General features: G+C 71.2%; 12 protein-coding genes. 8 read left to right on the top strand and 4 right to left on the bottom strand.

Annotation, left to right across the window (positions count from 1 at the left end; all coding sequences use genetic code 11):
* Window positions 1–39: 39 nt before the first annotated feature.
* On the bottom strand, window positions 40–1,014 hold the full coding sequence (locus tag ACFQU4_RS28045; protein ID WP_377498418.1) for a phosphotransferase: 975 nt from the start codon (window positions 1,012–1,014) through the stop codon (window positions 40–42).
* Window positions 1,015–1,150: 136 nt separating this feature from the next.
* On the opposite strand from ACFQU4_RS28045, the gene lepA reads away from it, so the two are divergent.
* Complete coding sequence (gene lepA / locus ACFQU4_RS28050) at window positions 1,151–3,007, top strand: translation elongation factor 4 (protein WP_377498420.1); 1,857 nt, start codon at window positions 1,151–1,153, stop codon at window positions 3,005–3,007.
* Window positions 3,004–3,762 (top strand): GNAT family N-acetyltransferase, encoded by a 759-nt coding sequence (locus tag ACFQU4_RS28055; protein WP_377498422.1) that lies wholly within the window; start codon window positions 3,004–3,006, stop codon window positions 3,760–3,762. The genes lepA and ACFQU4_RS28055 overlap by 4 nt, the downstream gene beginning before the upstream one ends.
* Before the next feature lie 15 nt (window positions 3,763–3,777).
* On the opposite strand, the gene ACFQU4_RS28060 is transcribed toward ACFQU4_RS28055, so the two are convergent.
* Complete coding sequence (locus ACFQU4_RS28060) at window positions 3,778–4,743, bottom strand: aldo/keto reductase (RefSeq protein ID WP_377498424.1); 966 nt, start codon at window positions 4,741–4,743, stop codon at window positions 3,778–3,780.
* 108 nt (window positions 4,744–4,851) lie between these two features.
* Here ACFQU4_RS28060 and ACFQU4_RS28065 point away from each other — a divergent pair, with 108 nt between their 5' ends.
* Together ACFQU4_RS28065 and ACFQU4_RS28070 are read left to right on the top strand one after the other, a co-directional pair.
* A complete protein-coding gene (locus ACFQU4_RS28065; protein WP_377498426.1) occupies window positions 4,852–5,691 on the top strand; it encodes an LLM class flavin-dependent oxidoreductase in 840 nt (279 codons plus the stop codon).
* Between the two features lie 34 nt (window positions 5,692–5,725).
* Window positions 5,726–6,277, top strand: coding sequence for an AAA family ATPase (locus ACFQU4_RS28070; RefSeq protein WP_377498428.1), 552 nt, complete (start codon window positions 5,726–5,728; stop codon window positions 6,275–6,277).
* A gap of 33 nt (window positions 6,278–6,310) precedes the next feature.
* On the opposite strand, the gene ACFQU4_RS28075 is transcribed toward ACFQU4_RS28070, so the two are convergent.
* Both ACFQU4_RS28075 and ACFQU4_RS28080 read right to left on the bottom strand, forming a co-directional pair.
* Window positions 6,311–7,543 (bottom strand): sensor histidine kinase, encoded by a 1,233-nt coding sequence (locus tag ACFQU4_RS28075; RefSeq protein WP_377498430.1) that lies wholly within the window; start codon window positions 7,541–7,543, stop codon window positions 6,311–6,313.
* Window positions 7,544–7,584: 41 nt separating this feature from the next.
* Window positions 7,585–8,241: a response regulator transcription factor gene (locus tag ACFQU4_RS28080; protein WP_377498432.1), complete on the bottom strand. Its 657-nt coding sequence runs from the start codon at window positions 8,239–8,241 to the stop codon at window positions 7,585–7,587.
* Window positions 8,242–8,397: 156 nt separating this feature from the next.
* Here ACFQU4_RS28080 and ACFQU4_RS28085 point away from each other — a divergent pair, with 156 nt between their 5' ends.
* The 4 genes from ACFQU4_RS28085 to ACFQU4_RS28100 are packed head-to-tail and all read left to right on the top strand — an operon-like array spanning window position 8,398 to window position 11,928.
* Entirely contained in the window at window positions 8,398–8,904 is a 507-nt protein-coding gene (locus ACFQU4_RS28085; protein WP_377498434.1) for a hypothetical protein, read from the top strand.
* Complete coding sequence (locus tag ACFQU4_RS28090) at window positions 8,901–9,983, top strand: efflux RND transporter periplasmic adaptor subunit (protein ID WP_377498436.1); 1,083 nt, start codon at window positions 8,901–8,903, stop codon at window positions 9,981–9,983. The genes ACFQU4_RS28085 and ACFQU4_RS28090 overlap by 4 nt, the downstream gene beginning before the upstream one ends.
* A complete protein-coding gene (locus ACFQU4_RS28095; RefSeq protein WP_377498438.1) occupies window positions 9,980–10,729 on the top strand; it encodes an ABC transporter ATP-binding protein in 750 nt (249 codons plus the stop codon). The genes ACFQU4_RS28090 and ACFQU4_RS28095 overlap by 4 nt, the downstream gene beginning before the upstream one ends.
* A complete protein-coding gene (locus ACFQU4_RS28100; RefSeq protein ID WP_377498440.1) occupies window positions 10,726–11,928 on the top strand; it encodes an ABC transporter permease in 1,203 nt (400 codons plus the stop codon). The genes ACFQU4_RS28095 and ACFQU4_RS28100 overlap by 4 nt, the downstream gene beginning before the upstream one ends.
* Window positions 11,929–12,099 lie beyond the last annotated feature (171 nt).

Raw genomic sequence — 12,099 nt, forward strand, 5'->3', positions numbered from 1 at the left:
CGTCATGATCATGACCTGGTGATCTTGACGGCTTGATCATCAGGCGGGCTCGGTGCGGCGGCACCAGGCGATCATGGTGTCGGCACAGCGGGCCTGCCAGGGCCGGATCGTCGGCAGGCCGGGCGGAGCGGGCCGCAGCGAGAACCGGTGCAGGGCCGCGGCCAGGCAGAGGACGCCGGCCCAGTTGAGGGCGAACGGCACGTCGCGCAGGGCCGGGTGTTCGATCGCGAACCGCGCCACGTCGATCTCGCCACCGTCGCCGACGTCGGCCCGGGACACCACCAGGTCGCCCAGCAGCAGCGCGGGATCGATCCAGCGAGCGGCATTCTGCGCGGCCGCCCAGTCGACCACCCAGACCCGGTCCGTACCGAACAGCAGGTTGTCGGCGCGGAGGTCCGTATGGCTGAGGGTGTCGCCGGCCATCTGTGCGACCGTGTCCGCCTCCAGGGCCGCGAACCGCGCGGCCCGTTCCGCGATCCAGGGATCGGCGAGCCACGGATCGTCCCCGCCGAGATCGCGCCAGCCGAGGAAGAACCGGGGCAGGTCGTCGGTGGACTCCTCGGGCCACGGCGACGGGGTCAGCCGGTCGCCCAGCTCGGCGATCGTGTCGAAGGCGCGGTTGGCGTCGGCGAGGTTCCACGGGTGCGGCGGCGGGGCGGCGTCGATCGCCGGCAGGGCCGAGACCGCGTACTGCTCGTCGCCGACCTCGATCTCGGCCGTCGCGACCGTACGCGGCACGGAGTCGATCTCCGGCAGCCGGGCCGAGTGCTGCTGCTCCTCCCTGTACATCCGGATCGCGTCGGGATTGACCGCGGACCCGACCGCCTTGATGAACAGGCTGCGGCCGCCGGCTCCGGTGACCACCGCGGCGACGCCGGGGGAGAAGCCGCCCTGCTTGTCCGCGACCTCGGCCACCGGTTCGCCGAGGGTCCGGTCGACCCAGGCACGGACCTCGGCGGGAAGATCGAGGTACGGACGCCGTACTCCGACGGCATAGGTGGCCGGAAGATTCATGCCCGCCATCGTGGCCGAGCACCCGCCTGCGAGTCGAGGCGATTAAGTCGCTGGTGCGCCCGTGGGATGATGGGCGTTCGGTGCCACCGCGCACCCGTACCGAACATCGAACAGCTACAGACTGGAACCTGACCGCGTGACACCCACCCCTGGCCGGACCAGCCCCGACGTCATCCGCAATTTCTGCATCATCGCCCACATCGACCACGGCAAGTCGACCCTGGCCGACCGGATGCTGCAGCTGACCGGCGTCGTCGACGACCGGGCGATGCGGGCCCAGTACCTGGACCGGATGGACATCGAGCGCGAGCGCGGCATCACGATCAAGTCGCAGGCGGTCCGGATGCCGTGGACGCCGCGGTCCGGCCCGTTCGAGGGCACCACCCAGATCCTGAACATGATCGACACCCCGGGCCACGTCGACTTCACCTACGAGGTGTCCCGGTCGCTGGCCGCCTGCGAGGGCGCGCTGCTGCTGGTCGACGCGGCGCAGGGGATCGAGGCGCAGACGCTGGCCAACCTGTACCTGGCGCTCGAGGCGGACCTGCACATCATCCCGGTGCTGAACAAGATCGATCTGCCCAGCGCGCAGCCGGAGAAGTACGCCGAAGAGCTGGCCGGGATCATCGGCTGCGACGTCGCCGACGTGCTCCGGGTGTCGGCCAAGACCGGCGACGGCGTGATCGAACTGCTGGACCAGATCGTCACCCAGGTGCCGGCACCGGTCGGCAACGCGGACGCGCCGGCGCGGGCGTTGATCTTCGATTCCGTGTACGACACGTACCGCGGCGTGATCACGTACGTCCGGGTGATCGACGGCGAGCTGTCGCACCGCGAGCGGGTGCTGATGATGTCGACCAAGGCGACCCACGAGACCCTCGAGGTCGGCGTCATCTCGCCGGAGCCGGTGAAGGCGAAGAGCCTCCGCGTCGGCGAGGTGGGCTACCTGATCACCGGCGTGAAGGAGGTCCGGCAGTCCCGGGTCGGCGACACGGTGACCTCGGCCTCGGCGCCGGCGGCCGAGTCGCTGGGCGGCTACCGGCACCCGAACCCGATGGTGTTCGCCGGGCTGTACCCGATCGACGGCGCCGACTATCCGGAGCTGCGCGAGGCGCTGGACAAGCTGCAGCTCAACGACGCCGCGCTGACCTACGAGCCGGAGACCTCCGGCGCGCTCGGGTTCGGTTTCCGGATCGGCTTCCTCGGCCTGCTGCACATGGAGATCGTCCGGGAGCGGCTGGAGCGGGAGTTCAACCTCGACCTGATCTCCACGGCACCGAACGTGGTCTACCGGGTCGAGCTCGAGACCGGCGACGAGCACGTCGTGACCAACCCGTCGGAGTATCCGAACGCGGGCAAGATCTCGGCCGTCTACGAGCCGGTGGTGAAGGCGACGATCCTCAGCCCGGCCGAATACATCGGCACCATCCTCGAGTTGTGCCAGGCCCGGCGCGGCGTCCAGCAGGGTCTGGACTACCTGTCCGAGGACCGGGTGGAGATCCGCTACACGCTGCCGCTGGCCGAGATCGTGTTCGACTTCTTCGACGCGTTGAAGTCGCGCACCAAGGGCTTCGCCAGCCTCGACTACGAGCCCGCCGGCGAGGAGCAGTCCGACCTGGTCAAGGTGGACATCCTGCTGCACGGCGAGCCGGTCGACGCGTTCTCCGCGATCGTGCACAAGGACAAGGCCTATTCGTACGGGGTGCTGATGGCCGGGAAGCTCAAGGAGCTGATCCCGCGGCAGCAGTTCGAGGTGCCGATCCAGGCCGCGATCGGGTCCCGGGTGATCGCCCGGGAGAACATCCGGGCGATCCGCAAGGACGTGCTGGCCAAGTGTTACGGCGGCGACATCACCCGGAAGCGGAAACTGCTGGAGAAGCAGAAGGAAGGCAAGAAGCGGATGAAGATGGTCGGCCGCGTCGAGGTGCCGCAGGAGGCGTTCGTCGCCGCCCTGTCCACCGGCGAGACCACCAAGGCGACCCAGAAGCCTTGACCCTCACCCGGCTGGACTCGGCCGCCGCGCTGCGCAGCCTCGATCCCGAGGATCCCTTCCTGCGTTGGGAGATCCCGGCCACGCTGGCCCGGCCCGGTTATGTGTACGGGGCGGCGGTGATCATCCCGCGGATGACGCAGACGCGTGGCGACGGCAGCGCCTTGTTCGGGACGACCGAGGACGCGGCCGTCCTGGTCGAGGAGTTGATCAAGACCGGTCGGCTGGACGAGCTGCCGCGCAACATCCTCACGATCGAGGAGCCTTGCTATGCCGAGGTCGCCGAGCGGCTCGAGCTCGGGCCGGGCGGCGACTGGCACTGGATGTGGACCGCCGACGAGCCGCCGGAGCAGGCGGGCGAGGACAAGATCATCGAGGTGGCCCGGCCGGACTGGCCCGAGCTGACGATCTTGATCGACGAGCACAACCCGGGCAGCGACGGGATCCCCGGCCGGCTGCCCGGTCAGGTCTGGCTCGGCCTGCGAGACCGTACCGGATCCTTGATCGCGTGCGGGGTGGTCGAGGACAACGTCGCCGGCTACCCGCTGCTGTCCGGGATCACCGTCGACCCCGCGTACCGGGGCCGTGGGCTGGGCCGGGCGATCACCGCCGCGCTGACCCGGTTCGCCGTCCGGCGGCAGGGCGTCTGCACGCTCGGCGCCTACGCCGCCAACTCCGTCGCGATCAAGTTGTACGAGAGCCTCGGCTTCCGGATCGGCCGACGCTGGCGCAGCCGTCGGCTGATCGGCGCCCGCTGAGGCCGGGCGGTCCCGTCAGGCCAGCGCGGCCGCGATCCGGTCCAGCTGATCCTGCGACAGCGGGCCGGCGGCGAGCACACCGGCGTTGTCCTTCGCCTGCGCGACGGTACGGATGCCGGGGATCGGCACGAAGGCCGAGCTCCGGGCGAGCAGCCAGCCGAGCGCGCCCTGGGCCAGGGTCCGGCCGTCCTCGGTCAGGATCGACTTGATCTTGTCCAGCGCCTCGAGCCGCCGGCCCTGGTCGCCGGACCAGTCCCAGCCGTGCCGGACGTCGGTCTCGGCGAACGTCGTCTGCCGATCCATCTTGCCGGTCAGCAACCCCATCGACAGCGGCCCGCGGACGATGCTGGCCAGGCCGGTCCGCTCCGCGACGGCCAGGGTGTCCTCGTTGCCGTTGACGATGCTGAACGACTGCTGCACGGCGGCGCAGTGCTCGCCCTCGGCGAAGAACGCGGCCCGGTCCGGGTCGTCGGTGCTCCACCCGTAGAACTTGATCTTGCCGTCGGCGACCAGGCCTTCGAGCGCGTCCCGGACCTCGCCGGCCCGGTCCAGTGGGTAGTCGCCGATGTGGAACTGGTAGAGGTCGATCACGTCGGTCCGCAGCCGGGCCAGGCTGGCGTCGCACTGCTCCCGGATCGACTCCGGGGACGCGTCGCGCCCGATCGCCTCCCGCTTCTCCTCGTCGATCAGGTTGCCGAACTTGGTCGCGATCACCACCTCGTCGCGACGGCCGTCCAGCGCCCGCGCGACGACCCGCTCGCTGTGGCCGGCGCCGTACACGTTGGCGGTGTCGATCAAGGTGACGCCGGCCTCCAGCGCGGCGTGCAGGGCGGCGATCGACTCGTCGTCGTCGACCTCGCCCCAGCCGATCGGCTGGCCCTCCCGGCTGGCCGGTCCGCCGATGGCCCAGGCCCCGAACCCGATGGCACTGACCTCCGGGCCGTCCGCTCCGAGCCTCCGGGTGATCGTCGATTCAGCCACAGCCTTCTCCTTCTTTCGATCGTTGCCCGGGACTGTAGGTCCCGCCGCCGACAGTAGGCCTCCCGCTGCCGGCCGGGACTGTCCGTGCCGGCTGATAGGACGGAAGGCATGGCGCTGAAATTCGGGGTGAGCCTGCCCAACGGGCACCATCCGGCGGAGCTGGTCCGGTTCGCGGTGGAGCTCGAGCAGGCCGGCTGGGACGGTTTCTTCCTCTGGGACCACGTCCAACTCGACCCGGGCCGGCGCGAGCCGACCTACGACCCGTGGGTGCAGCTCGGCGCGATCGGCGCCCACACCGAACGGCTGCGGCTGGGCACCCTGGTCACGCCGGTGCCGCGGCGACGGCCGTGGAAGCTGGCCAAGGAAGTCGTCACGCTGGACCACCTGACCGGCGGCCGCGCGGTGCTCGGGGTCGGGCTCGGGGTTCCGCCCGCGACGGAGTACGGCGCGTTCGGCGAGCCGGTCGAGCCGAAGCTGCACGCGGCCCGGCTGGACGAGGCGCTGCCGGTGCTGGACCGGCTGCTCCGCGGCGAGCCGGTCGACCACCGCGGCGAGCACTACCAGGTGTCGGCCGAACTGCTGCCGGGCTCCGTGCAACGTCCCCGGCCGCCGATCTGGGTGGCGGCGATGCTGCCGGCCCGCGCCGGGGTACGGCGCGCGGCGCGCTGGGACGGGATCGTGCCGCAATCGCGGGACACCGGCCCGCTGACCCCGGAGGCCCTGGCCGCCCTCGTCGCCGAACTGCCCCAACGCTCCCTGAGCTTGTCGAAGGGCAAGCCGGATGATCATGACGAGCCGAGGTTCGACGTGGTGACGCCGCTCGCCGATCATGCTCCGGCGGACGAGCTCGCCGACGCCGGCGCGACCTGGGGGATCGACGGGCCGCGGCACCGGGAGGAGACGTTCGCCGAGACGCGGGCCCGGCTGCTCGCCGGTCCGCCCCGCTGACCGTTTCCGGGCCGGCGGGAATACGGTTCACCGGGTGACCGTGTACCTGATCGTCGGCCTGCCCGGAGCCGGGAAGACCACCCAAGCCAAGGAATTGGAGGTCAGCGAGTCCGCGCTCCGGCTGACCCCGGACGACTGGCAGCAGGCGATCTTCTGCGACGACGAACCAACCCAGTGGCGGTCGAAGGAACGGGAGCACCACCGGGACCGGATCGAAGGCAAGCTGATCGAGATCGGGATGCGGGCGGCCCAGCTGGGCAGCAACGTGGTCCTCGACTTCGGCCTCTGGAGCACGGACGAACGTTCGGCGCTGCGCTGGATCGCGGACGCGCTCGGCCTCCGCGCCCAGGTGGTCTACCTCCCGATCACGTACGACGAGCAACGCCGGCGCATCGACGAGCGGTACGCGTCCGAGCCGGGCCACTTCCTGATGGCCGATGACGAACTCCGGCAGTGGCACCTGCGATTCCAGCCGCCGGATCCGGAGGAACTGGCCGGCGAGGCGATTCCCGAGGTCCCGCCCGGGTTTCCGACGTGGTCGCAGTGGGCCGCCGAACGCTGGCCGTCGTTGCCGGACCGGTACTGAGGGATCGGCCGGACCCGTACCGGGAGTGGCGGGTCAGGGTGCGGCCGGCAGAGTCACCCGGATGTCGAGGCCGCCGCCCGGGGCCGGCTCGGCGTCCAGCCGTCCGTGATGGGCCGTCACGACGGACCGGACGATCGACAGTCCGAGACCGGAACCGTTCCGTCCGGCCAGCCGGTCCGCGTCCAGCCGGCGGAACGGTTCGAACAGCTGCGGGACCTGATGCGCCCCGACCATCGGGCCGGAGTTGATCACCCGCAGGGTGGCCTGGCCGTCGACGCGGCCGGTCTCGACGTCGACCCAGCCCTGCTCGGCGACGTTGTGCCGGATCCCGTTCTGGACCAGGTTGTGCGCCAGCCGCTGCAGCAGCAGCGAGTCGCCGACCGTCGGCGCCGGACCGGTCGTCGCCCGTACCGTCACGCCGGCCGCGGCCGCCTCGGCGGCGGTGTCGCCGACCGCGTGGTCGACGATCTCGGCCAGGTCGACCGGCCTCGCCTCGAGCGGCTCGTTGTCGATGCCGGCCAGCACCAGCAGCCCGTTGATCAAGGTCTCGTGGCGGGCGTTCACCTGGAGCAGGTCCTCGCCGAGCCGGCGCAGGTCCGGCGAGGTCTGCTTGCGGTGCAGGGCGAGTTCGATCATGGCCCGGCTGAGCGCGAGCGGGGTCCGCAACTCGTGCGACGCGTTGGCGACGAACCGTTGCTGGCCGGCGAACGATGCGTCCAGCCGTTGCACCATGGTGTCGAACGCGTCCGCCAGATCCTTCACCTCGTCGTCCGGCCCGGACAGCGCGATCCGTTCCCGCAGGCCGTGGTTCGCGGTCGGTGCCGCGGCGATCCGTTCGGCGGCGCCGCGCACCCGGTGCAGCGGCGCCAGCACCCGGCCCGCCACCAGCCAGCCGAGCCCGACGGCCAGGCCGGCCACGATCAGCAGGGCCACGCACCCGAACAACAGCAGCGATTGCGACGCCGCGTCCTGCAGCCGGGCGGCCTGCTCCGCCATGAAGGTCCGGGCATCGTCCCCGGACAGGATCCGGCCGTCCGGCGTGTAGACGTACACCTGGCTCTTGGTCGGCAGGCCCGCCTTGTCGGGCAGCGGTTCGGCGCCGGGCGGGCTGAGCCAGGCGACCTTCTGGCGCATCAACTGTCCGGTCAGCTGCTGCTGGAAGAGCAGGTACGTGGTGATCAACAACGTCACGCCGGCGGCCAGGAACAGGCCGCCGTAGATCAGGGTCAACCGCCCGCGCAGCCCGATCGAACGGCGCAGCCCCATCGAACGGCGCAGCCCCAACGAACGGCGTAATCGGCGCATCCTCATCGCAGGCGATACCCGACGCCGGTGATCGTGTCGATCAAGGTCGGCTCACCGAGCTTGCGGCGCAGCTTGTGGACGGTCAGCCGCACCGAACCGGTGAACGGGTCGGCGAACTCGTCCCACACCTTCTCCAGCAGTTGCTCGGCCGAGACGGTCGCCCCGTCGGCCCGGAGCAGCTCGGCCAGCACGCCGAATTCCTTTCTGGCCAAGGGAATCTGGATGCCGTCGCGGAACACCTCGCGACGGGACGGGTCAAGCTCCAACTCGCCGCGGCGGAGCACCGGCGGCGCGGCGGGCCGGGACCGGCGGCCGAGCGCCTGCACCCGGGCGGCCAGCTCGGCCAGCGCGAACGGCTTGGTCAGATAGTCGTCCGCACCGAGGCTCAGCCCGCCGACCCGGTCCGCCACCGCGGCCGAGGCGGTCAGCATCAGCACCCGGGCCGTCGACGGCGAGGCGATCAACAGCCGGCAGACCTCGTCGCCGTGCAGCACCGGAAGATCACGGTCGAGCACCACGACGTCGTACTCGTAGGTGTGGATCCGTTCCACCGCCGAGCCGCCGTCACCGACGACGTCGACCGCATGCGGCTCGTCCCGCAACCACTCGGCGATCGCCCCGGCGAGGATCGGCTCGTCCTCAACCACCAACACGCGCATGATCAATCCCCATCTCCCGGAGCTCTTCCGCGATCTCCGTGATCCTCCGTGACCGTATGTTTCCTTCCTGTTAGCCAGCCATGAACCGGGTAACGGCCGGGAAACGCCGGCCAGGCTTCACTGGGGCGGAATCCGTTCGAGTGAAGGAGAAAGACGATGTCGAAGCGCGGAGCCGGCCCGTTGGCCGGTCTGCTGTTGATCTTGCTGATGCTGGCCGGCTGTGCGGGTACCGACGGTGGAGGCGTGGCCAGTGCCGGCGGCGGCGAACCGTCGGCGTCCGGCTCGCCGAGCCAGGACCCGAAGCAGGCGACGATGGCGTACGTCGAATGTCTGCGCGAGCACGGCATGGAGGTCGACGATCCCGGCCCGGACGGGCGGCTCAAGCTGCGGGTGCAGGGCGACCAGGGCACGTCGAAGGCGGCGATGGAGGCCTGCCGCGACCTGGCGCCGCAGATGGACAAGAACGATCCCAAGTACCAGGAGCGGATGGGCGCCGCGCAGGAGTTCGCGACCTGCATGCGGGAGAACGGGGTGGAGAAGTTCCCGGATCCGGACCCGAACCAGCCCGGCATCCAGATCAACAAGGAACTCGCCGACGATCCCGATTTCGAGGCCGCGCAGGAGGCCTGCAAGGACAAGCTGCCCGGGGCGGTGGGCAAGTGACGCGACGACGCCGGGGCGGCCGGGTGGCCGCCGTGATCTTCCTCGTCGTCGCCGCGGCCGGCGGGGGAGCGGCGGTCTGGTTCGGCGCACAGGGCTGGGGCAAGGCGGCGAACCAGAGCCCGCCGATGCTGCCGCCGGCGACCGCCGAGGTGACCCGGCAGACGCTCACCGCCACCTCGGAGTACGACGGCGAACTCGGCTACGGCGTCGCCACGACCACCGCGAACCGGCTGGCCGGAACGATCACCGGCCTGCCCGACGTCGGTGACGTGATCAAGCGCGGCCAGCCGCTCTACTCCGTGGACGGCGGCCCGGTGCTCCTGCTGTACGGAGACCTGCCGGCCTACCGCCCGCTCAAGGAGGGCGACGAGGGCGCCGACGTGGAACAACTGGAACGCAACCTGGCGGAACTCGGCTACGACGGCTTCACCGTCGACGACGCATACACCTGGCGCACCGCCGAAGCCGTCGAGGCCTGGCAGGATGATCTTGGTCTGGCGGAGACCGGCACGGTCGAACTGGGCCGGGTGGCGTTCCTGCCCGCGTCGCGCCGGATCGACGCGTTGGACGTCGAGCTCGGAGCCGCCGCGACGCCCGGCCAGGCCGTGCTCAGCCACACCTCGACCGCGAAGGCGGTCACGGTGCAGCTGGAGCCGTCCGACCTGGCCGACGTGAAGACCGGCGCGAAGGTCGAGGTGGAGCTGCCGGACGGGAAGCGGGTGCCGGCCGAGATCACCGAACTGTCCACCGAGGTCCAGGCCGGGTCCGGCCAGCAGGAGGAGGCGTCGACCGTCGTGATCGCGGTCGCCGAACTCTCCGGCGCGAAGGCGATCGAGGCGGCCGCCCGGTACGACCAGGCCGCGGTCGACCTGATCGTCACCACCGGCGAACGCCAGGATGTGCTGACCGTCCCGGTGACCGCGCTGGTGGCGCTCGCCGAGGGCGGGTACGGCCTCGAGGTGATCACCGGCGGCACTCCCTCGTACGTGCCGGTCGACACCGGGCTGTTCGCCGACGGCCGGGTCGAGGTGTCCGGCGCGGAGATCGACGAGGGCACCGTCGTCGGGATGCCCGAATGAGCACCACGGGAAGGACCAGCGCGGGCATGATCACGGTCGACCGGGCCAGCAAGAGCTACCCGGACGGCGTGGTCGCCCTGGACCGCGCCTCGCTCCGGGTCGAGGCCGGCGAACTGGTCGCCGTCGTCGGGCCGTCCGGATCGGGCAAGTCGACCCTGCTGCACCTGATCGGCACCCTGGACCGGCCGTCGTCCGGTGCGGTGATCATCGACGGTCACCAGGTCGCCGCCCTGTCCGACCGGCAGCTGTCGGCGCTGCGGGCGTACCGGATCGGGTTCGTGTTCCAGCAGTTCCATCTGGCCGCCGGCGTACCGGCTCTGGACAACGTCGCCGACGGGCTGCTCTACACCAGCACCTCGCGCCGGCAGCGGCGCCGCCGGGCCGCCGCGGCCCTGGACCGGGTCGGCCTGTCCGGCCGGGTCGATCACCGGCCGCACGAACTGTCCGGCGGTGAACGGCAGCGGGTCGCGATCGCCCGTGCGGTGGTGGGGGAGCCGGCCCTGCTGCTGGCCGACGAGCCGACCGGAGCGCTGGACTCCGTGTCGTCGGCGACCGTGCTCCGGCTGCTCCGCGAACTGAACGCCGACGGCACCACGGTCGTGATCATCACCCATGATCGAGAACTCGCCGACTCGCTGCCGCGGCAGCTCCGGATGCTCGACGGCCGGGTGGTCGAGGACCGCCGCGGCGCCGCGGTCGCCGATCATGATCACGAACGTGATGATCTTGGTGGGGTGGCGTCGTGACCGGGACGTTGCGGCCGGGCCGGATGCCGCTGGCCGACGTGATCAGGGTCGGTGCGGTCGGCTTGCGTACCCGGCCGTTGCGGGCGGTGCTGTCCTCGCTGGGGATCGCGATCGGCATCGCCGCGATGGTCGCGGTGATCGGGATCTCGGCGTCGTCCCGGGCGGAGCTGGACCGTACCCTCGATTCACTCGGCACCAACCTGCTCACCGCCGACGCCGGGTCGACATTCACCGGCGGCGCGGCCACCCTGCCGCTCACCGCCGAATCCATGATCGGCCGGATCGGGCCGGTCGAGGCGACCTCGGCGACCGGGCTGGTGGCCGACGCGAAGGTGTACCGCAACGACCGGATCCCGGTGGAACAGTCCGGCGGCATCGCGACCTACGCCGCCCGGACCGACCTGCTCTCCACCACCGGCACCAACCTCGCGGCGGGCGCCTGGCTGAACCCCGCGACCGGCAGCTATCCGGTTGCCGTGCTCGGCGCCTACACGGCCGAGCGGCTCGGGATCACCGCGCCCGGCCCCGACGTCACGGTGATCATCGGCGGCGTACGTTTCGTCGTGGCCGGCATCCTGCAGCCGTCGGTGCTCGCCCCCGAACTGGACAGCGCCGCCCTGATCGGCTGGCCGGTCGCCGAGTCCGTCCTCGGCTTCGACGGCCACCCGACCCGCGTCTACACCCGGTCCGCCGAGGCTCAGGTCGAACAGGTCGCGGCGGTCCTCGGCGCCACGGCCAACCCCGAGGCGCCGAACGAGGTCGACGTCTCCCGGCCGTCGGACGCGCTCGCGGCGCAGCAGGCGGCGGACCGCGCGTTCACCGGCCTGTTGGTCGGGCTGGGCGCGGTGGCGCTCCTGGTCGGCGGGGTCGGGATCGCCAACACGATGGTGATCTCCGTCCTGGAACGCCGAGCCGAGATCGGCCTGCGCCGCTCCCTCGGCGCCACCCACGGCCAGGTCCGGACCCAGTTCCTGGTCGAGTCCCTGCTGCTGTCCGGCCTCGGCGGCCTGGCCGGCGCGGCGATCGGGGCGGCAGCGACGGTGGGGTACGCGACGTACCAGGGCTGGACGGCGGTGGTCCCACTCTGGGCCGTCGCCGGCGGCCTCGCCGCCACCCTCCTGGTCGGCTGCATCGCCGGCCTCTATCCCGCCATCCGCGCCTCCCACCTCTCCCCAACAGAAGCCCTAGCCGCCCCCTAGCCCGACCCCACTCACCGAGTGGACGCCTTGACCTCGAAATCGGCCGGCGGATTCACGCGGTTGTTGCAACACCGATTGGATCTGTTGGGTTCGACAGTAGTTGGTTGAGTGCTTCTGCTGGGGTGCGCCAGTCGAGGGTTTGGCGGGGTCGGGCGTTGAGTTCGGAGGCGA

The sequence above is a fragment of the Microlunatus sp. GCM10028923 genome (genome assembly GCF_042666975.1).
GTDB lineage: Bacteria > Actinomycetota > Actinomycetes > Propionibacteriales > Propionibacteriaceae > Microlunatus.

What these genes read in the sequence shown, in the direction of transcription:
- ACFQU4_RS28045 (WP_377498418.1), bottom strand. Translation starts at nt 1,014, where the DNA reads ATGAATCTTCCGGCCACCTATGCCGTCGGAGTACGGCGTCCGTACCTC.
- ACFQU4_RS28065 (WP_377498426.1), top strand. Translation starts at nt 4,852, where the DNA reads ATGGCGCTGAAATTCGGGGTGAGCCTGCCCAACGGGCACCATCCGGCG.
- ACFQU4_RS28075 (WP_377498430.1), bottom strand. Translation starts at nt 7,543, where the DNA reads ATGGGGCTGCGCCGTTCGATCGGGCTGCGCGGGCGGTTGACCCTGATC.
- ACFQU4_RS28080 (WP_377498432.1), bottom strand. Translation starts at nt 8,241, where the DNA reads ATGCGCGTGTTGGTGGTTGAGGACGAGCCGATCCTCGCCGGGGCGATC.
- ACFQU4_RS28085 (WP_377498434.1), top strand. Translation starts at nt 8,398, where the DNA reads ATGTCGAAGCGCGGAGCCGGCCCGTTGGCCGGTCTGCTGTTGATCTTG.
- ACFQU4_RS28095 (WP_377498438.1), top strand. Translation starts at nt 9,980, where the DNA reads ATGAGCACCACGGGAAGGACCAGCGCGGGCATGATCACGGTCGACCGG.